Annotated in this window: 14 protein-coding genes and 1 tRNA gene; 12 read left to right on the forward strand and 3 right to left on the reverse strand. The window is 56.0% G+C overall.

The annotated features are described in order from the left end of the window. Positions 1-40: 40 nt before the first annotated feature. Positions 41-880 carry a pyridoxamine kinase gene (locus H8790_RS10000; protein ID WP_187332387.1) on the reverse strand — a complete coding sequence of 280 codons (840 nt, stop codon included), beginning with the start codon at positions 878-880 and terminating at the stop codon, positions 41-43. 257 nt (positions 881-1,137) lie between these two features. Between H8790_RS10000 and H8790_RS10005 the strand changes: the two genes are divergently transcribed. After that, positions 1,138-1,223 (forward strand) — tRNA-Leu (locus H8790_RS10005). 311 nt (positions 1,224-1,534) lie between these two features. On the opposite strand, the gene H8790_RS10010 is transcribed toward H8790_RS10005, so the two are convergent. Both H8790_RS10010 and H8790_RS10015 read right to left on the reverse strand, forming a co-directional pair. Continuing rightward, complete coding sequence (locus tag H8790_RS10010) at positions 1,535-2,848, reverse strand: GHKL domain-containing protein (RefSeq protein ID WP_187332388.1); 1,314 nt, start codon at positions 2,846-2,848, stop codon at positions 1,535-1,537. Next, positions 2,841-3,581, reverse strand: a complete 741-nt coding sequence (locus tag H8790_RS10015; RefSeq protein WP_187332389.1) for a LytR/AlgR family response regulator transcription factor — start codon at positions 3,579-3,581, stop codon at positions 2,841-2,843. The genes H8790_RS10010 and H8790_RS10015 overlap by 8 nt, the downstream gene beginning before the upstream one ends. 235 nt (positions 3,582-3,816) lie before the next feature. Here H8790_RS10015 and H8790_RS10020 point away from each other — a divergent pair, with 235 nt between their 5' ends. From H8790_RS10020 to H8790_RS10070, 11 genes are all read left to right on the forward strand, one after another. Further along, positions 3,817-4,668, forward strand: coding sequence for a tyrosine-type recombinase/integrase (locus H8790_RS10020; RefSeq protein ID WP_187332390.1), 852 nt, complete (start codon positions 3,817-3,819; stop codon positions 4,666-4,668). A 445-nt stretch (positions 4,669-5,113) separates the two neighbouring features. Then, the gene (locus H8790_RS10025) at positions 5,114-5,536 is read left to right on the forward strand and encodes a TetR/AcrR family transcriptional regulator (RefSeq protein ID WP_187332391.1); all 423 of its coding nucleotides are present in this window, start codon (positions 5,114-5,116) and stop codon (positions 5,534-5,536) included. A gap of 270 nt (positions 5,537-5,806) precedes the next feature. Next, positions 5,807-6,070, forward strand: a complete 264-nt coding sequence (locus H8790_RS10030; protein ID WP_187332392.1) for a hypothetical protein — start codon at positions 5,807-5,809, stop codon at positions 6,068-6,070. A gap of 108 nt (positions 6,071-6,178) precedes the next feature. Next, complete coding sequence (locus H8790_RS10035) at positions 6,179-13,738, forward strand: S-layer homology domain-containing protein (protein WP_187332393.1); 7,560 nt, start codon at positions 6,179-6,181, stop codon at positions 13,736-13,738. Between the two features lie 207 nt (positions 13,739-13,945). Further along, on the forward strand, positions 13,946-14,254 hold the full coding sequence (locus tag H8790_RS10040; protein ID WP_187332394.1) for an ArsR/SmtB family transcription factor: 309 nt from the start codon (positions 13,946-13,948) through the stop codon (positions 14,252-14,254). Between the two features lie 79 nt (positions 14,255-14,333). Continuing rightward, positions 14,334-15,347, forward strand: a complete 1,014-nt coding sequence (locus H8790_RS10045) for a permease (RefSeq protein ID WP_187332395.1) — start codon at positions 14,334-14,336, stop codon at positions 15,345-15,347. Between the two features lie 17 nt (positions 15,348-15,364). Further along, on the forward strand, positions 15,365-15,856 hold the full coding sequence (locus H8790_RS10050; protein ID WP_243208484.1) for a DUF2703 domain-containing protein: 492 nt from the start codon (positions 15,365-15,367) through the stop codon (positions 15,854-15,856). Positions 15,857-15,880: 24 nt separating this feature from the next. Continuing rightward, the gene (locus H8790_RS10055) at positions 15,881-16,213 is read left to right on the forward strand and encodes a thioredoxin family protein (protein ID WP_187332396.1); all 333 of its coding nucleotides are present in this window, start codon (positions 15,881-15,883) and stop codon (positions 16,211-16,213) included. 763 nt (positions 16,214-16,976) lie between these two features. After that, entirely contained in the window at positions 16,977-18,479 is a 1,503-nt protein-coding gene (locus tag H8790_RS10060) for an alanine/glycine:cation symporter family protein (RefSeq protein WP_187332397.1), read from the forward strand. Positions 18,480-18,520: 41 nt separating this feature from the next. Then, positions 18,521-19,696 (forward strand): saccharopine dehydrogenase family protein, encoded by a 1,176-nt coding sequence (locus H8790_RS10065; RefSeq protein WP_187332398.1) that lies wholly within the window; start codon positions 18,521-18,523, stop codon positions 19,694-19,696. A gap of 95 nt (positions 19,697-19,791) precedes the next feature. After that, positions 19,792-20,700: an NAD(P)-dependent oxidoreductase gene (locus tag H8790_RS10070; RefSeq protein ID WP_187332399.1), complete on the forward strand. Its 909-nt coding sequence runs from the start codon at positions 19,792-19,794 to the stop codon at positions 20,698-20,700. Positions 20,701-20,764: the final 64 nt, after the last annotated feature.

Here is a 20,764-nt window from a genome sequence, read left to right on the forward strand (position 1 = left end):
AAATGCCGCCGGAGCAGTGCTCCGGCGGCATTTTTCAGTGTTATCCCCGGTGCAGCTTCCACAGCAGCGGCTCAAAGTCCACGCCCTCACGCACCGGCAGGTTCTGGGGCGCCGAGTACGCCGCACACTCGCGGACAAACTCCACCGCGTCGGACACGGCCTCCATCAAGCTGCGGCCCCCCACCAACGCGCCGGTTAAAACGCTGGCAAACACGTCTCCCGTCCCGTGGAACTCCCTGGTCTCAAAGGTGGTCTGGATGATTTCTGCCTTCCCGCTGCGCGCGTCAAAGCAGGCGGCGCCGATCTTTGTGGGCTCAAGAGAGACGCCGGTGAGCACAACCGACCGCTTCCCTCCCAGGCTCAGTTTTTCCACCCATCGGCGGTACCCGGCCTCATCTGTGCGCAGCGCATCATAGGGGACGCCCAGCATAAAAGCCGCCTCCGTCAGATTGGGGGTGATGACATCCGCCAGCGTGGCCATCCGCGCCATGGCATCGCACATGGCCGGCGTGTAGGTGGCATAGCTCTGTCCGTGATCCCCCATCACCGGGTCCACCACAACCACCGTGGAGCCATCCCGCCGAAAGGTGCGGATGAACTCCGCCGTGATCGCCATCTGCCGCTCGCTGCCCATAAAGCCGCTGTAGATGGCGTCAAAATGCAGCCCCAACTCCTTCCAGTGGGCAGCTACCTTGGGCATCTCATCGGTCATGTCCAAAAAGGTGTAGCCGGTAAACCCACCGGTGTGAGTGGACAGGAAGGCCGTGGGCAGCGGGCAGCACTGAACGCCCATGGCAGAGAGTACAGGAATCGCCACGGTGAGGGAGCATCGGCCGAAGCCTGACAGATCGTGGATGGCTGCAACGCGGGGAGTTGGCATTTCGTTCATCTCCAAGTACAATCAAATTGTTTCTATTATACGTTGTTTTTTTCTGTTGTTCAAGCGAGGAAACTGTGTTAAAATAACCAAAGATGCCCCGGCCTGCCGCCGGGACGGGCACGCGGGAAAGTGGTTGGCATATTAGGGGCTGCCACCTCAATGCATTTTTTGTCACATCCCGATGACAGCGGGTATGGCGCATGAAGCGTGCGTTCCGCCTACCCTCTCCGGATAATAGCAGAGGGAAAATAAAATATGCGGGCGTGGTGGAATTGGTAGACTCGATGGATTTAGGTTCCATTACCTTCGTGGTGTGCGGGTTCGAGTCCCGCCGCCCGCACCACGTCGGAGCAAGCTATGTATCGCTTGCTCCGACTTATTTTATAAGTCAGAGCGCGCTCACGCCGCTGCTCCTCCTTTTAAAATCGAACCCGCTGGGCTGGGCTTCGATTTTGTTGGCCGTCTTCGGCGGCCTCTTCTCCAGGAGCAAAAACATCGATTTTAGCCTCCTCGTGCAAAACAAAAGGACACGACATAGTCGTGTCCTTTTGTTTTGACTCCGACAGCAAAGCTGTCTCCGTTCCGATTTGATCTTTTAGCGGCGAAAGTGAATTCCGCCTAAGAAATTCTTCGCTTTCCATCCAAAATAGGCTTTTAAATCAGCATTCGAAGCGTAAATATCCCATCCTCTGCCGTGCAGACGGGAGGCTGAACGGAGAGGGAGGCGATACTCTGCAGGCCCAGGCCGTGGCCGGGTCGATCCGTACTGGGCAGACCTGTGTCTGGGTTCAGTTGGAGCGTTCCGTGGTAAGAATTGGAAATTTCAAAGTACACTTGATGGCCTTTATGATGCAGGATGAGCCGGATCTGCCGCTCCGGTTCCGGGACCTGGATGGCGGCGTGGATGGCGTTTTCCAGGCTGTTGCAAAGCGCCATCATCAAACCGATCCGGCGGCCGGGGCCGACTTCCGGCATGAAGGCCTGGATAGAGAAACGGATGTTCTCCGTCTTTGCCCACTGCACATAGTAGGCCAAAAGCTGGTTAAAAACGGGGTCCTCACAGTATCGGTCTACGGATTTCTCGCCCCGCTCCAACTGCGTGCGGATTTCCGCGCGGGCGCCCTCGGCGTCACCGGCGTCCAAATACGCAAGAACCGCCTGTAGAAAATGACGCTGGTCATGACGGGCTACCGCCTGTTCCCGGACATGCCGCTCCATCTGCCGCTCCTGTTCCTGGACCATGTGAATTTGGGTTTGGAGCAGAGCGGCATCCTGCTTTAAGCGGGCCTGATTCCGCTGCACGGCCAGCGTGTGGAAGAGAACCCGGTAGAACGCCGGCAGCAGAATGGACATCAGCAAAACGCCAAATGGATTTTGGACCTTGCGGGAAAGCGGATCAGGATAGCACCGGAACAAAAGGAGCGCGATGCAGATCAGGCCCAAAAGGGCGGACAGCATGACCCAGCCCGTGGGCTGACTTTCTGTGCTGGCCCAAATTTCACTGCGCTGGAAGATAACAAAATAGCCCAGCAGCAGCAAAAAAAACATACAGGTGAGAAGAGCGTGCAGAAAGATTGGATGCCACTCCTGGTAGAAAAGATTTGCAAGAGCGTCTACCTGGGCGCCAATGATCCAGATGGTGAACATGAGAAAAAGCGTACGCTGGTCTCGGTATTTGGATATATGTACAGGGTAGGCGATATACTCCACCGCTCCTTGCAGAACGGAGCCCAGCATTCCGGCGGCGGGGCTCGGGAAAATCCGCAGGTGCGAAAACATAAAGTTCAGCCAGAGAATGCAATAGGCCCCGAGTAAGGAAAGCCGGGCCTTTTTGGTGTTCATCCGATGTGGAATCAAGCAGTAGAACGCAAAAAGCGTGACGGGGACCACCAGAAGCATCCGCCAGAAGGCCCGTTCCCCCAGCGCATCCAGGGTGACAAGGCCGTTGAAAAACGTCATTTCAGGCATGGACGGCGCCTCCTGCGCTGAAGCGGCGGTGGCAGTAGGCCAGATAGGCCTGCCGCACAGCCGCACGGCGATCCCGGGCGATAACGATCTGATGGCCTCCGGTCAGCTCCACAGCCGTATCGCCCAAAAACTCGATGCAGTCCATGTTGACGGCGCATCCGCGCCGCACCAGAAGAAAGCGGCCGTCCAGAATCTCCCACAACTGAGCGAACGTGGGCTGACGGAGAGCCGCGTTCACCTGTCCGGTAAGTGTGTGATAGCAAAGCTTTCTTCCGCTGGCCTCTGCATAGATCAGTTCCCAGAAGAAAATCCGGCGGATTCCGTCGTCCACATGAACCGCGATAGCGCCGGCACACTCGGTGCGGCACCGTTCCACGGCCTGATCCAAGGCATGAAACACCGCCTGCTGGTCCAACGGCTTGAGAAGATAGCTCATGGCCTCCGTACGGTAGGAATCCAGGGCAAACTCGCGGCTGACGGTCAGATAAAGAATCGGCGCGGCGGGAAAGGTTGTGCGCAGTTCGCGGCCCAGTTCAATTCCGTTAAGACCCGGCATGAGGATATCCAGCATAAAAATATCGAAAAGTACGCCCGCGTCCAGCACGTCGCTGGCGCAGGAGTAAAAGCAGGGCTCCAGCTCCAGGCCAGGCCGCATCTTTTGATATTCCCTGATTAGGCCCCTCAATTTGAAAAGATCATCTCTGCGGTCGTCGCAGATTGCAATCCGCAGCATCCAATGCCACCCTCCTGTGTCCTGGAATTTGGCGGCTTCCTTTTTCAGGAAAGGGCGCGCCCGTTTCATCATACCATCCGGGTTTTTGGCTGTCATATGTAAATAATGGTAATTTCCCGCAATTCGCGCCAGATGGAGAGCAGTTCGTGCCACAAGTCCCCCGGCAGGCTGCGGTTGGATGTAATCTCTGGGAAGCGGTTATACTAAGCAAAATTGCCTAAAGGGGGCTCGTCTCATGTTGCGGGAAACTACCCATATTCTGAAATTGGAAGATCTGTCTGATTTTCTGGACAAGCTGAGCGAAGAAGAGCACAGCCCGGCCACACTGGAAAAGTATAACCGCGCGCTGAACCGGTTTTTTGCATGCCTTACGGACGGAGTGGTCAGCAAAAAACTGGTGATCGCCTATAAAAATCAACTGTCCGCGCAATATGCGCCCGCCAGTGTGAACACAACGCTTGCCGCGCTGAACGGGCTGTTCAAATTTCTGGACTGGCAGGAGTGCCGGGTGAAGCCGCTGCGCATCCAGCGCCGGGTGTTTGCCGCCCGGGAAAAGGAGTTGAGCCGGGAGGAGTATGAGCGTTTGGTGTCCGCATCAAAAGAGCAGGGCGACGAGCGGCTGTCCCTGCTGATTCAGCTGATGGGCGCCACCGGCCTTCGCGTCAGCGAAATCCATTCCGTGACGCTTTCTTCCGTGCAGCGCGGCAAGGCGGAAATCTCCATGAAGGGGAAGTCCCGGGTGATTTTACTGCCGGGCAAGCTCTGCCGCAAGCTGCTGAAATACGCCAAAAAACAAAAAATTGCTTCCGGCGAGCTGTTTCTCACCAGAAGCGGACGGCCCCTGAACCGCAAAGAAATCTGGGCGCAGATGAAGCGCCTTTGCCGGGCGGCCAATGTGGCCCCGGAGAAGGTCTTTCCGCATAACCTGCGGCATCTTTTCGCACGGATTTTCTATGCCGCGCATAAGGATATTTCCAAGCTGGCAGATCTTCTCGGCCACTCCAGTATCGAAACCACGAGAATTTATCTGCTCTCCTCCGGTGAAGAGCACATCCTGGCGCTGGATCGTTTACAGATGGTCTGTTGAAAAACGGGACGGAATAATCCTTCCGTCCCGTCAGTCCCTATTCAACTCATCCATACATATTAGTTTGTAATTAGTATAGTACAAAAAACAACAAGTTACAAGAGGTTTCGACAAAATTGTAACAGACTTTTTTTTGTATCCTTATAAAATGGGCGCGAGAGTAAGACCGGTTATGCACCGGTCCTATTTTCATGCCCTTTTTTCCTTCCTGTATGGGGGAACCCGCATGGTTCCACATATGCAAAATAGGACGGAAGGATTATTCCGTCTTGAAGTGAAAGGATGGTAGAAAGCCGCATAAATCAAAATTTATGCGGCTTTTTTTTATTGCTTTTCAGCCCCCTTGAATGCGTCACGGCGCGGCTCCATGCCGAAAAATAGCTGTTTCAGTTATTGATTCCGCACCCTGATTGATTAATCACTTTGAAAGCGGAGGAGTGGAGCGTTGAAGGATCAGGACGAATTAAGGGGTACTGCACGGGCAGCTATCATTAAAAGTGCAATGCAGGCCGTCCGGCTTCACGGGTTGGAAGGCCTGCGCATCCAGCACATTGGGGAGATATCCGGGTTTGCCGCCAGCAATCTCTACTCCCATTTTTCCAGTAAAGAAGAATTGCTTCAGGTCTGTTTTGAGACCGTGGACCGGCAGATCGCCGGGATTTTTGACCAGGTCCATGTGTCCCGGGAGCAGGCGGCGCAAGATCCGGAGGGGGAGATCCGCCGGCTATGGACCATCTATTGGCGCTGGCTGGTGAACCACCCGGACGAAACGGTGTTTTACCACCGGTACCGGGACAACGCCCGATTTCCGGAATACGATAAAAAGCGGGATGTATCCTATTTTTCATCCTTGATCCAATCAGATTGACCGCCAGCTTCATATTTATGAAAAGATTTCTCCCGACGTTTTGTGGCTGCATGTTTTGACCGGCACAGTCCTGTATGCAAAATATGTGGCGGAAGGGGTTCTCCCAAACGCCCCCGCCACGGAACAAATTGTGTTCCGGCTGTTAATGGGCGGTCTGCGGGGGCTGTTCGGTCCTGCGGGCTCTTCGGAGGAAGCAAGATCGGAAATTCCGCGCGGCTAATTGGATTTTTTACGGCTGTAGTGCGGCCGTCAGGAGGTGAATGTCGCGTTATGGCCCTGAAAGAAGATACATCCCTGATTGGGTATCTTGCAGGGAATCTCGGCTGCCGGTATTTGTCTGACATAAAATACCTGGACGCCCCCGCATTTTCTGTTTACCGGCTTGTAACGGATATTCCGGCAGACAGATATTCCACCAGCCAATGGCTGGATGCCATCGACTATCTCGCGGGGCCGTGCGCGGGCCTGGAAAGCCTTGCGGCGGGAGAGCTGAAAGCAAGGCTGATGGATCGGCTGTATCAAATGCAGATGTAAGGGACCTGACGCGAAGCCCGGGAAACAACGGGGCCGGCGGACGCCGGAACCGATCAATGATAGATGATGCATGGCAGTGCCATGCGGAATAAGAGAAGGAGTGAAAATATGAACGGATCCAGAAAACGGATTTTTGCATGGCTGCTGTGTGCCAGCATGCTTGTGACCATGCTTCCGTCGGTTGCGTTTGCAGAGGATGCGCCATCGACAGTGACCATCCATCAGGTCACCGCAGAGGAAGCGGCTGACGGTGGGGCCTATGAACAGTTCAGCATGGACGATATCATCGCCGTATCAGACGCTGAGGGCGTTGATGCTGAGGCTCTGAACGCAGTGGAAGGCGCAGGCAGCACCTGGTCCTATGGTGCTGAAAACGTCAATGTAACAGTAGAATGTATTCCGAATAACCAATTTCAACTCAGCGGCTCCATCGGCAGGCTGACGTTAGATGATGCCAACGGGCAGATCACAAACGTCACCTTGATGGACGGCACGGCTGTGGAAGAAATCAACGAGCTAAAAGCGGAAATTAGCTGCGTGCTGATTGCCGGCGGAGCTACGGTCACCATCGGCGGCGTGGAGTATGCGAACGGAACGGACGCTTCTCTGGCGGTTCCCAGAGACATCGCTTTTACCGGCGAGAATGTGACCGTGACTATGGGCGGCTCCAATAGCTACACTCTTGAGGGTGCGCCTTCGGTGACCTATACCGGAACCGGTGCGGTGGCCCTCACCGGCGACGTGGACACCCTGTCCGCCACCGGCGGCACGGTCACTGTGGACGGAAAGGTAGAGCTGTATTCCCAGACGAAAGCCGGCACTCCTACTATCACCATCACCGGTGACCTTGGCAGTGTTTCCACCAACAACAATAATACGGATAACGGCATTGCCACGGTCATTCAAGTGTATGGTCAAGTGACCGGGAAAATGGAATCAATTGGTGGCAGTACATCTGCGGTACATATGGAGATCGGCAAAACGGATCCGGTCAAATTTATGCTGCACGATGGGCCAAATGGAGAAGTGCGTGCCATTTTCCAGAACAACACCCTGACGGTGGATAATGCCTACACTGGCCAGTATGTCATGGCCGAGGGCGACATCCTGTATGATATCGTCGTCAAAAATGGCCTCTTTGACGCCAATGAACACGATATCCAGGGCGATGTGACGTTTCTCGGGGAATGTGCCAAAGGCGAAATCAAGTCCGGCGACACGCTGGATCAGAACGGAACGGTTCTGGGCGATATCATGTTTGAAGACGGTGCTACAGGCTTTGTGAACATGACGGTGCCCGGCGCCGTGTGGAATGCAGAGCAGAAGACCGCCCCCAGCATTTTTATTGGCAAGAGCGCGACAGCGGAGTTCTCCCGGGCGCAGCTTACCGATCCCGCATTGAGCCATACCGGCGCTTTTGTAGAAACAATCGGCAATGAGGCCACCGTCGTGCTTCGCGGCGACGAGACTTCTATCGACCGCACCCTGATCGCGGCCGTAGGCACCGAGGGCTACGGCCCCAAGGCCACCTTCCAGCTGGCCGCTGCGACGCGGATTTTTGGCTGGGCCAATTCCCAGCATAGTGACAACGCCCCCTTTGAGATCACGGACGGCGCGGATGTGACCCTCCAGTGGCTGGAGGCGGACACCCTGTCCAGCCCCATCACCGTGGGTTCCGCAGCCAAGCTGACCGTGTCCGGCGTGGATAAGGACGGCCGTTTGACGCTTGCACAGGGCGAGGAGCAGATTGTCCTGAAAGACGGTGTGAGCGCGGACGAGCGCACCACTTTAACACTGAACTATTGCACTGCAAAAGATGGCGGTACGCAGAAATTGAACGCCCTCTGCCTCAGGGAGGGCAAGCTGACAGCCATCAACATCGTCAACACCAATTTGGATGATGTGGAGATCAACACCCCCGGCGGCCAGACCGGCGAGGGCGGTGGCACGGCTGATGCAGCCCCTGAATCCATCACAGTTGTTGGCAAAAACATCACCGTGAATTGGGATGCAGCTGATCCTGACAAAACCGCCGATATCCTGGACGGCGAAGAAGTGATCGGCCTGGTGGAAGCGGATGCCACCACCGGCACCACCACCATTTATTATCTCAGCAGCTATGCGCTGAGCAATGTTACGGTTGGCGACAAGGTGATTGACAGCCTGAATCCCCAGGCCATCGCCGCCATGAGCTTTGTGCCCAACCAGCAGACCAAGGTGGTCACCCTGACCAAGACGGGCGGCAAGGCGGTCAGCTTTACCCTGACGAAGATCCCCGTCGATCCCGACGAAATCATCGTGGGCAACGGCGAAGTCATCAGCGATGACGTTGTGACCTTCAACGATGGTCAGGGGAACATGACCTACCACGAGAACACCTTCCGGGTGGCCACGGGCCAGAAGATGGAAATTGTTCTGGAGGAGAACAGCGGTATCGCCGCGGGGTCTACCTTTGACCTGGCCGCGGGGTCTACCCTGCGCATCGTGGATAAAACGCCGAATACCCCCACGGCTACTTCTTACAATGTGAGCGTTCAGGCCCCCCTGGTGGTGGACAAGCCCAACGTCACCATCGAGCTGGAGAACGTGCTGTGGGTTCAGAACAGTAAAACTATGCCGGATCAGGCGACGATCCGCTTTGCAGAGACTGCCACCAACGCCAAGCTGGTGATTGAGGGCAAAACCTATATTATCAACCCCAATGCTACGGCAGATGAGCAGTGGAGTACAGAGGCGGGCAGCTCCATTACGGCTGACAGCTCCAACCACGACCAGTGCCCGGGCGTCTACAACAAGAGCACCAGCCTGACCGTGGAAGTGAAGGAAGATGGCGTCCTCGACGTGCGCGGCGGCACGGGCCTGCCGGGTAAAGTAAATCAGGGGCAGAGCTTTATCGGCGGCGCGGGCATCTATAATGCTGCAAACGCACAGCTTACTTTCACCGGTGAGGGCATCGCCATGGTCAAGGGCGGCACAGGCGGCATTGGCTCCTCCTGGACCCAGGCCGGCGCTAACGCGAACGGCTACGACGGTCACACCGGCGGTATGGGCGGCGCAGCCATTTGCAACATGGGAAGAGTGACCAACGCCATGACTTCTAAGCAGTGGAGCCAGGGTCAACTGGTCGTCATCGGCGGCCAGGGCGGCCAGGGCGGCCAGGGGCAGCAGGCCGGGCATGTGACAGCCATGAACCTGGAGTGTAAGTCTTATTACGATGGAGAGGGCAACCTTCAAGGCTACACACATAACACAAAGACAATTGGCGGCCAGGGCGGCCAGGGCGGAAATTCCGGCTATGGCGTGATAGGTGAAGGTACGCTGGAAACGGATTCCGGCGTGCTGCTGGCCTATTCCGGCACTCAGGGCGCGGGCGGCTTTGCAGGTTCAGCTGACGGAACGAATGCTGATTATTGCACAGCTTACCCAGACCTTTATAAGGACTCGCACTCCAAGAGCGGTTCGATGGGCCAATCCGGCAGCGATAACGCTGTTGCCATCGCTGGCGAGGATATGCTCGTCAAGGGCGGCACCATCTATGCCCAGGGCGGCACGGATGCCAATAACGGCATCAACTTGACTGGCACCGCTACCATCAGCGGCGGCACGGTGTATGCGAATCCCAAGACCAATAACGGCTACGACGATGCGGCGGACGCATGCACCGACGTATGGGGCCAGTTCGTTCCGGACAACGCGGGCTTCAATGGTATCAAGAAGAACTATGAAACGGGCACTGGTTCCAATGCGGATGGTGCAGCCTACGCCCGTGTCAAGTTTGCGGGACTGGAGGGCGACATCTACCGCGTGGTAAATGCGTCCATCACCTGCAGTGTGGGCGGCAAAAATACCGATACCTACCAATATGGCACGCAGGACGTATATGTAAACCCGCAGGGCTTTGCGTACTTTTATATGCCTGAAAATGCCAATGCGGAAGGCCAAAATTCGTATACTACGACGATCGACTCCATCGTAGTGGAGGATTCCAACGGCGTACGGTACCAGCTGCACAGCGAAAAGCCGGTGACCCTCAATTCGGCCACCCGCGACCAAAACAACAACTACATCCAGCTCACCGGCACCTGGGGCGAAGAGTTCGAGGTGGACGGCAAGACCTGCTACTCCGGTGTGGATATGACGGCGGCGGAGGAGATAGGCAAGCTGGAAGTACGCAACGACCCCTATCCCCTGGATACGCCTGAAAAGCTGGCAACCCTGGCCTACGTAAATAACGTGCTGGGCAAGGACTTCACCAACATCGACTTCAAGTTGATCCACGATCTGGATCTGTCCAAACTGCTGTGGGCCAACCCCATCGGCACCGCTGAGAATCCCTTCCAGGGCATCATCGCGGGCGGAGCCAATGGCCAGGGCTTTGGCAAGATAACCATGCGCACCATCTCCGGCCTGCGGATGCCCGCGAACTATGAAAACGATGTTTACGGACTATTCGGCTATACCAACGGCGCAAACATCAGCTATCTGACAATTTCCGGCGAGAAAATCACCGGCCAGGCCTACGTCAGGACCCTGCAGACGGCGTACAGCGATACCAGCCGCGGCATGACCAAAGATTCCGGCGGCCAGTACACCTGGACTGTAGGGGACATGAGCTGGGACGGCAAGGTCGACTACATGGGCGCCGTTGCGGCACATGCCAAGGATACCACTATCGTCAACTGCAGTGCGAAGCGCATGACGATGAAAAGCGTCAATCCCACTGGCGGCGATGTTTGCATCGGCGGCCTGGTGGGCTGGATGCAAAACGGAGCCCTCACCGGCACCCTGATCGCAAGCACCGCCGGCAGTCAGGTCGTTGGCGACACGATCACCGCGGTCTGTGCTGAAAGTGGCAAAGCTTACGCGGGCGGCGTTGTCGGCTATGTGGACGGCGCTTCCATCAGCAACCTCAATCTGGGCGGCAGCAGCAGCGATGCTGTTATTGTCACAGCACAGAACGGCTCCGAAACCTATGCCGGCGGCGTTGCCGGTAAGGCGGCCAACAGCACCATCTCTGATTTCCCGAACGCCTATCTGGATGCGCTGGCCGTTACCGCAGAAGGCGCCTCCACCGCCAATTACGCGGGCGGCGTGACCGGCTCTTCCGAAAATACTGCCTTCAGCCATGTGCTGGTCGGCAATACGGTAACGAATGTTGTCCCCAATACCATCAAGGCAATCGGTACCGAAAACCGCGCCGGCGGCCTCACCGCTGTTTCTGCGAACGACGTAGTGAAGGACGTACAGATCATCGGTGGGGATTCTGATGGTGTCAGCGCTGAAGGTGGCAATTCCGGCGGCTTCGCGGCCACCGCCAGCGGCTCCAGATTCTACCGCAGCTTTGTGCGCGGCATGAGTGTGACAGGCAAAAGCTATGTCCACCTGATCCAGACCGCCAACAACGTGGAGATGTACGGCTGCTACGCCCAGGGCTGCGTAGCCGGGAGCAATGCATTCCGCGTGGTCAACGGCGGCAAGTACGTGGGCTGCTATGCCACTTCCTCTGCATGGATGGTGGATTCGGAAAGCAGCGGCGGCAAGTTCTATAACTGCTATTTCATCGGCGATGACGGTGCAGCTTCCGCGGACGACGAAGTAGTGGCTCTGCCCGAAGCTGTCCTCAAGGCCGAAGCCATAGCTGTCATGAACGACGAGCTCATGAAGCGCGAGGGCGATAATCGGAACGCCAACAACAGCGGTTTCGACTGGGCGTCGGCCTACGGCGAGCCCATCATGTATCAGAACGATGCCGGTAACGTTAACGACCACTATCCCATTCACGGCGAAATGGTCAAACTGATCGTCACTGTGTCTGAGGGCCGGGATTATCTGGCTGAGAAGGATTGGATCGAAGCCACTCCAGCCAGTGTGGTCTTCGGTGCCGACGGGTCCTACTGGGTTGCTAAGGATACTAATGTTACCATTCAGCTCCGTGCGGCCTATGGCGTAACCATCAAGAGCGGCGAATATCGCGTAAACGATGGGGAATATGGCCCCGCTGACATGACAGACGGCCAGACCATCGGCGTGCTGAACGCGGATACCATTGTCGACTTCAAGGTTGTCCCCATGAAGTATTATCGCTACGCGGTGGACCTGAAGGACAGCAGCACCGGCATGGGCCACGGTACCGGCTCCAGCGTCACCGTGACGCTGTCCGGCTCTACGGTGGTGAAGCAGGAGTCTACAGACAAGGCGTTTACCGAGCCTTCTGAGGTCACCGACAGTGCTACGATCCACAACATCATCCTGGCCGCCAGCGAAAACGCCACCCTCACCGTTCCCACGCTGCCCAGCGGCTGGGAGATGGTAAGCAGCAAGGCGAACTACAGGCAGTACAAATCTGACGCGGGCACAACGGCCCGGGTGGTCGAGGACTTCGTCAAGCAGGTGCAGGTTACGTTCAAATCCTCCTCCAAGGGCACCTTCCCCGGCGAGGTGAATCTCCTGGTCTCCGAGTGGAGCGCCTGGTCCGACCTGAGCCGGAGCTTCTGGAACGGCCACTATTACGCCGTGGAATCCAGCAGCTTGACCTGGGCGCAGGCTGATGCCATTGTACGCAGCCAGCGGAGCCTGTTGGGCGGCATGAACGGCTCTCTGGCCGTTGTGGACAGCGCAGCGGAAAATACCCACCTCACCCAGATGAACGCCGCGATCGGCTGGATTGCCGCCAACGATGCGGCAAGCGAGGGAGCCTGGGTCAACGCCACGCCCAATCGCTATATTTATGGAGACAATGTCGCTGCCAAATACACCAACTGGTATACTGGTGAACCCAACAACGCCGGCGAGGAAGATTACGCTGCCATTAACTTTGGCGCGGTGGGCAAGTGGAACGATTACAGCGGAACCTATAAGCTGGCTGTCGCGTTCACCGAATACGGCGGCGTGGAGACGATGAACGCCTCCGGTGGTTCCGACGCTTACTCCTTTACCCTGACTTATACCGGCGGTGGCGGCAGCTCTGGCGGCGGTTCCGGCAGCAGCACCCAGCCTATCAAACCTGTGGATCCCGAGGTTACCGGCGTGGCGGATAAGCTGAACACCGCCGACCACATGGCTTATCTCATGGGCTATCAAAACGGCGAATTCGGACCCGACCAGAACATGACCCGTGCCGAGGCCGCGATGATGTTCTACCGTTTGCTGAAAAACAAGAACGTGACCATCACCAAGAGCTTCGCCGACGTCCCTGAGGATGCCTGGTACGCCACGGCAGTCAATACCCTGGCCTCCATGGGCATCATCAACGGCATCGGAAACGGCCAGTTTGCGCCCAACCGCAGCATCACCCGGGCACAGTTCGTGGCCATCGCCATGCGCTTTGCCGACGAGCTGACGCCGGGCACCAGAACCTTTAAGGACGTGCCCGTAAGCTACTGGGCCTATGACTACATCATGGCCGCCACCGGCTACGGCTGGATCAGCGGCTACTCCAACGGCACCTTCAATCCCAACGGCACTGTGACCCGTGCACAGGTCACGACGATTGTCAACCACATGCTGGGCCGCGCAGCGGACGAGGGCTTTGTGGACGGACATCTGGATGACCTTGTCACCTTCCCGGACGTCAAGTCCAGCTACTGGGCTTACTACGACGTTCTGGAGGCCACCAACGCCCACGATTATACCAAGACAAGCGGCGTGGAATCCTGGAAAAACCGCTAATCGGGCAATTGATACAAAAACCGGCCTGCGCCTTTTTGGCGCGGGCCGGTTTTCTTGGTGGGGAACGGCACATACCTTCCCCGTTGCGGAAATCCGGTCCTGTTCCTGCGATCCCGGCGCCGGCAGGAGGAGAAATTGGGTGTTGACAACTCCGCGGCCGTTGCATATACTATTTATATCAAATTTTTTTGATGTGAGGTGTGGAAATTGCAGACCGTCCACCAAAAAAATGCAAAGGTGTTCAAGGCGCTTTGTGATGAAAAGCGCCTTGCGATCCTGGAACTGCTTCGCAGCGGTGAGAAATGTGCCTGTGTCTTGATCAATACCTTGGGAATGGGGCAGTCCGCCGTCTCCTATCACATGAAGATTCTCTGCGAGTCCGGCATTGTCGAGAGCCGCCAGGAGGGCAAGTGGACGCACTACCGGCTCAGCGAAGCGGGTAGTCAATATGCCCTGGAACTGCTGAAGCAGATTACGACGCCGGATACAGCACAAGAGCAATGCGCCTGCGGCTGAGAAAGACCATCTTTGAAGGATGGTTTTTCTTTGACACTACATATCAACTTTTTTTGATTTCATTTCAGGAGGGATTCCAATGCACATATTAAAATCTGTCTGGCTGTTCATACAGGACCAGATCCTGGGCATGAAGTGGCTGGACGCCCTGATCGGCAACGCGCTTTCCTTTGCCGGCCTGGACACCACATCCCGGTTGGGCGGAAGCATCCAGTTCTTCCTGTACGACGTGGTGAAAATCACGGTGCTGCTCTGCCTTTTGATCTTCCTCATTTCCTACATTCAAAGCTACTTTCCCCCGGAGCGCAGCAGGAAGATTCTGGGCCGCTTTCACGGGATAGGGGCCAATATTATTTCGGCTCTGCTGGGAACGGTAACGCCGTTTTGCTCCTGCTCGTCCATTCCCCTATTTATCGGCTTCACCAGCGCGGGGCTGCCTCTGGGCGTCACCTTTTCGTTCCTGATTTCCTCCCCCATGGTTGACCTGGGAAGCCTGGTTCTGCTGATGAGCATCTTCGGGGCAAGGGTGGCCGTCATCTATGTGGCCGTCGGCCTGATCATCGCGGTGGCCGGCGGTACGCTGATCGAAAAGCTGCACATGGAGCGGTATGTGGAGGAATTCATTCTGAGCGCGGGCGGGGTTGATATGGAATCCCCAACGCTGACAAAGCGGGAGCGGCTCCAGTACGCAAAAGAACAGGTGACGTCTACCTTCAAAAAAGTGTTCCCCTATATCCTGGTGGGCGTGGGCGTCGGGGCCATCATCCACAACTGGATTCCTGAACACTGGATCGAGGCGGTTCTTGGCAGCAACAACCCCTTCGGCGTCATTCTTGCCACCTTGGTGGGCGTTCCCATGTACGCGGATATTTTCGGCACCATCCCTGTGGCGGAGGCCCTTCTCTACAAAGGCGCGCAGCTTGGAACCATCCTGGCCTTTATGATGGCTGTCACCACCTTGAGCCTGCCGTCCCTTATCATGCTCCGCAAGGCGGTGAAACCGAAGCTGCTGGCCCTGTTCGTCGGGATCTGTACGGTCGGGATCATCCTTGTTGGCTACTTGTTCAATGCGTTCCAGTTCCTGTTACTTTAATTGGGGAGGTTATATTCGTGTCAAAGTCAGTTAAAATCGAATACCTGTTTCTTGATCTCCAAACCTGTGACCGCTGTATCGGAACGGACCGGATTTTGGATGAAGTCGTGGAAACGATTACTCCGGTGCTGGCGCTGGCGGGCTATCAGGTCGAGTATCAAAAAATTGAAATGTCGACTGCCGAGCTTGCGGAGAAATACCGTTTCCAGTCTTCCCCGACCATCCGCGTCAATGGGCAGGATATTTGCACGGCTGTAAAAGAAAGCGAGTGTGGGTGCTGCAACCAAATCAGCGGCACAGCGGTTGACTGTCGTGTATTTGAATACGAGGGGAGCGTCTATGAGGTTCCCCCAAAAGCAATGCTGGTGGAGGCCATTTTGCACACCGTCTTTGCCCCGGATGACGCACCCTGCTGTAACGGCTACACCTTGCCCGAAAATCTGAAACTCTTTTTTACCGGAGAGGCTTCTAAAAACGGCTCATGCTGCTGTTCAAGCGGATGCTGCTGAATCATCATAATGGAGGGAGTACCTATGAACCTGTTTGGAAAGAAGAAGGCGAAATCCTGCTGCGGCGGAAACTTTACCCCGGAAACGATGGCCCGGGCGGAGAAGGGCGGGAGCGGGATCAAGGTGTTAGGATCGGGCTGCGCCAAATGCAACGCTTTGGAGGCATCCGTCCGCGAGGCCCTGGCGGAGCTTGGTATGGACGCGGACATCGACCATGTGACGGACTTCACCCAGATTGCGGCATACGGGGTCATGACGACCCCGGCCCTCGTGGTGAACGGGAAGGTGGTGTCTTATGGCAAGGTGCTGAGCAAAGAGGAAGCAAAAGCACTTCTTGCAAAAGCACGGGAGCAATAGGGCCACCCGCAAAATGCCGACGGATTGACTGATAGTGTAATCTGCATGAATGTCGGAACATTGCCAAAATGTCCGGAAAGGAAACGTTCAGCCTGATGCGCTTTTTGAGGAAACCTATCGGCTGATCAATAAGGATTGCTGTCATGAGAGTATTTACGTTACATATTCCACACCGGCACTTTTAAAACTACGGCGTTCTAAAGGAAGCAGAGGGCTCTCGATGGTATACGTATTGAGAGTTCCTTGTTCTGCCTGAAACGTAAAAAGCGCTGCAAGCGATATTACTTGCAGCGCTTTTTGCCGCCTTTCGCCGTGAACGTTCCATTTTCTGTCCGCAGATTTTGTGTCAGCCGCTATACCGAAGGCGACAGTCCGCACCTACTTAATCGCAAAATAGAGTCCTCATCAAAGTTTATAATGATTAAAAAATTTAACTATTACTAAAATTAGGGGTTGCTTTTCAGGAAAGACTGTGGTAATTTTAAGTTACACTAAAAAACATTAACAGGCAGAAACAACTTAGAAGAACACGCTTCACCAAAGATGGTTCAACAATTTGCCGATTCACGCAGGGCATATCCATTGGACGTCCTTTTGTGAAGTGAACATACCGCGAACAACAGAGGAAAGGAGGTAAGACGCAGTCCATGCAAACCAGGCGCATACCCAGCACCACAGCTCCAAAAACGGGTATGGGCAGAGGCAAACGAACCTATTTCCCGGCATCGTAGAAATAATCAGACGAGAGATAAGGAGATGCAGTATGGACCTATTATTATCAATTCTTGAAAAAGTTGTTGGCATCCTCTGGGGCTGGCCCCTCACGGTATCCCTGATCAGCCTTGGTGTATACCTGTCTATCCGCGGAAAGTTCTGGCAGTTCTTTCATTTCAAAGAGTGCCTTAAATTTATGAAACAAGGAAGCTCTGGGAACGACGACTACCACAAAACCGGCAAAATCTCCGGTGTCAAAGCGCTGAGCATCGCCTGCGGCGCTGCCATCGGCGTGGGCAACATCGGCGGCGTCTCCAGCGCCATCGCCTTAGGCGGCCCCGGCGTCCTGTTCTGGATGTGGGTCACCGCCCTCGTGGGTATGATGACCAAGATGGCTGAGGTGACCCTTGGCGTCCACTACAGAAGCGTGGACCAAAATGGCAAGACCTTCGGCGGCCCCACCTACTACATAGAAAAGGGCTTTAAGGAGCTGGGCCTGAAGGGCGGAAAAATCCTGGCCACCCTGTTTGCCCTGTCCCTGTTCATCGAGCTGTTCTTTGGCATGGAGAACTACACCGTGTCGGAGGCAATCGCTTCCACATTCCATGTCCCCCAGATCGCCGCGGCCGTTGTCTACTGGGCAGTGGGCAAGAGCATTGTCCTGGGCGGCCTGAAGGTGATCTCCAAGGCGGCCTCCATCATCGTGCCCACCATGTCCGTGTTGTATATCGCGGGCGGCCTCTTTATCCTGATTAAGACCTTCCCCAATCTGCCAAACACGTTTGCACTCATTTTCCAGGGCGCGTTTACTCCCATGGCGGCTGTCGGCGGATTCGCCGGTTCCGCGTTTATCATCACGATGCGCACCGGTATTGCCAGAGGCCTCTACAGCAACGAGGCCGGCTGGGGCACTTCCCCCATGGCCCACTCCACCGCCGATGTCAAGCACCCTGTTGAGCAGGGCATGATGGGCGTCCTTGAAGTGTTCTTCGACACCTTCGTGGTCTGCTCCATCACCGGCCTGGTGATCATCAACACCGGCGCCTGGTCCTCCGGTGCTTCCGGCGCCACCCTTTCCCTGTTGGCGTTCAATATGGGATTTGGCGGTGAAATCGGCGGCATTGTGATGACAATTGCTCTGGTGCTCTTCTGTCTCACCACCCACTTCGGCTGGTTTGTATTCTTTGAAACCGTGCTCCGCTACCTGTTCCGCGGCAACAACAAGTGGAAGGAGCGGGCCGTGGTGATCCTGAAGGTCTTTGTTCACGGCACCGCCAGTCTGATCCTGACCATCGCTGTGGTCGGCGGGGGCTGGGACTCCTCCAACGTTTGGCTGTTTGCCGACCTGGCAACCTCGATTCCCACCTATATCAATATCCTGGCGGTGTTCCTCCTGAGCGGCAAGTTCTTCCAGCTGCTCCATCACTATAATAAGACGGTGCTGAAGCTGCCCGACAAGAGCCCCGACCAGGTCGTTCTCTTCTCCCAGACCAAGATGCCCTATGAGGAGAAGGACGAGTTGGAGAGAGCTGCTGCGGCGGCGGCCAAGTAAAATCATTAACAATCACAAATTTTTAAAATGAGGTGTAAAAAATGAAAAAAGTCGTTATTTTGGGCGCAGGCATGATGGGCCATGTGATGGCTAAGGAGCTCATTGGTGAAAAAGATTACGATCTGGCCATCGCCGACTTCAGCGAGGACAATCTGAAGCTGGTGGCGGAGCAGTGCCCCGGTATCAAGACCATCCAGGTGGACTTCTCCAAAAAGGGCGAAGCGGGCAAGCTGGTCAAGGACTTTGACCTGGTCGTCGGCGCACTGCCCAAGTTCCTGGCCTCCGACACCTGCATGGAGATTCTGGAAACCGGCGTGGACATGGTGGAAGTCTCCGGTCTGGACTACGCCAATAAGCCCGAGGCCGACAGAAAGGCCATGGAGGACGCTGCGGCCAAAAGCGGCGCCACGGTCTGCCTGGGCATCGGCCTGGCTCCCGGCATGATCAACGTCCTGACCGCCCATGCGGTCACCAAGATGGATAAGGCCCTGAAGGCCGAGCTGCTGGTGGGCGGCCTGCCCGTGGTGCGCGAGCAGCCCTATGAATACAAGCTGGTGTTCTCCCTGATCGGTACCCTGGGCCAGTTTGTCTTCCCCGTCAAGGTCGTCAGGAACCACCAGATCGAGGTAATCGAGGCCTGCTCCGAGATCAAGCAGGTTGAGGTGGAGGGCATCGGCACCATGGAGGCCTTCACCACCAACGGCCTGACCAGCCTGATGCACACCTATCGGGACATCATTCCCGATATGAAGGAGATGACCCTGCGCTATCCCGGCCATACCGAGAAGATCAAGATGCTGCGTGATTCCGGCCTTCTGAGCTATGACTACATCGACTACAAGGGCGCCCACTTCCGCCCCGTGGACTTCACCTCCGACATGCTGCTGCCCAAGTGGAAGCTCCAGCCCGGTGAGAAGGAACTGACCGCCGTTTTCTGCGACATCAAGGGTGTCAAGGACGGCAAGGGCGTCAATTACCACTATGAGTGCCTGGACTACTTTGATGACAAGACCGGCTATACCTCCATGGCCCGCACCACCTGCTTCCCCGCCCTGGTCATGGCCAAGATGGTCACCGACGGCGCCTTCAAGTACTCTGGCGGCCTGTGCCACCCCGAATTCATCGGCCGTGACGAGAAGGCCTATCAGGCTCTGATGTCCGGCATGGAAAAGAAGGGCGTCTTCTACAAGGAAGCCGTCACCGAGGTCGAGATCTAAACCACTCCCTCAGGCGGAGGGTCCTCAGTCTGCCGGCCCTCAGTCTGAAGGCTGTAACGAGAACATCAATATAAGGAAGAAGGTTTATCCCACTCATGAAGAAATTTGAAAAAATTGTTGCAGTGGATAACATCGGTTTTACGGAGGATCGGTATCAGGAGCTGGATCAGTTTGCGGAAGCGGTGGAATCCTATCGGGATTACCCCACCGGGAATGAGGAAATCATCCGCCGCATCGGTGACGCCGACTGTCTTTTGGTCTCTTGGAACACCAAGATCGACAAGACCGTGATTGAAAGCTGCCCCAACCTTCGCTACATCGGCATGTGCTGCAGCCTATACGATGAGAAGAGCGCCAACGTGGACATTGTAACGGCCCGGGAGCGCGACATCGTGGTGTTGGGCGTACGGGACTACGGCGACCAGGGCGTTGTGGAATATGTGACGTCTCAGCTGATTGATGTACTGCACGGATTTCACGGGAAGCGCTGGCGGGACGATCAGATTCTTGAGATCACCGGATTGAAAATCGGCATCATCGGCCTGGGCACCACCGGTTCCATGGTCGCTCAGGCGCTGCAGATGTTCGGCGGCGACCTGTACTACTTTGACGTACGCCGCAGGCCGGAGCTGGAACGCAAAGGCCTCAAGTACCTGCCTCTGGAGGACCTGCTCAGGACGGTGGACATCGTGACCACCCATCTGCCCAAGCACCTGCGCCTGTTGGATAAGAAGATGCTCCAGATCTTCGGCAGCGGAAAGATGGTCATCAACCCCTCCATCGGGCCCACCTATAACATCGACGACATGGAGGAGTGGCTTCAGGACGGGAGCAACTTCCTGCTCAGCGAAAAGAGCTCCATGGGCGGGCATCTGGACCGATATGTCAAGTATCCCAACTTTGTCTACACCGATTTGACCGTGGGCATGACCGAGGAGGCCAAACAGCGTCTGATTCAAAAGGTTCTGGATAATATCACCTCCTACCTGAAAACCGCAAAGTAAAAAAGCGGTCCCTGGGGGAATCCGGCCCTGTTCGCCGGACTCCCCCAGGGCGCCGGATAAGAAG

This window comes from Oscillibacter hominis, from assembly GCF_014334055.1.
Taxonomy (GTDB): domain Bacteria; phylum Bacillota; class Clostridia; order Oscillospirales; family Oscillospiraceae; genus Oscillibacter; species Oscillibacter hominis.

Coding starts and splice junctions, on each gene's coding strand:
- H8790_RS10000 (WP_187332387.1), bottom strand. CDS start 880: ATGCCAACTCCCCGCGTTGCAGCCATCCACGATCTGTCAGGCTTCGGC.
- H8790_RS10015 (WP_187332389.1), bottom strand. CDS start 3,581: ATGCTGCGGATTGCAATCTGCGACGACCGCAGAGATGATCTTTTCAAA.
- H8790_RS10020 (WP_187332390.1), top strand. CDS start 3,817: ATGTTGCGGGAAACTACCCATATTCTGAAATTGGAAGATCTGTCTGAT.
- H8790_RS10030 (WP_187332392.1), top strand. CDS start 5,807: ATGGCCCTGAAAGAAGATACATCCCTGATTGGGTATCTTGCAGGGAAT.
- H8790_RS10010 (WP_187332388.1), bottom strand. CDS start 2,848: ATGCCTGAAATGACGTTTTTCAACGGCCTTGTCACCCTGGATGCGCTG.
- H8790_RS10035 (WP_187332393.1), top strand. CDS start 6,179: ATGAACGGATCCAGAAAACGGATTTTTGCATGGCTGCTGTGTGCCAGC.
- H8790_RS10065 (WP_187332398.1), top strand. CDS start 18,521: ATGAAAAAAGTCGTTATTTTGGGCGCAGGCATGATGGGCCATGTGATG.
- H8790_RS10055 (WP_187332396.1), top strand. CDS start 15,881: ATGAACCTGTTTGGAAAGAAGAAGGCGAAATCCTGCTGCGGCGGAAAC.
- H8790_RS10045 (WP_187332395.1), top strand. CDS start 14,334: ATGCACATATTAAAATCTGTCTGGCTGTTCATACAGGACCAGATCCTG.
- H8790_RS10060 (WP_187332397.1), top strand. CDS start 16,977: ATGGACCTATTATTATCAATTCTTGAAAAAGTTGTTGGCATCCTCTGG.
- H8790_RS10070 (WP_187332399.1), top strand. CDS start 19,792: ATGAAGAAATTTGAAAAAATTGTTGCAGTGGATAACATCGGTTTTACG.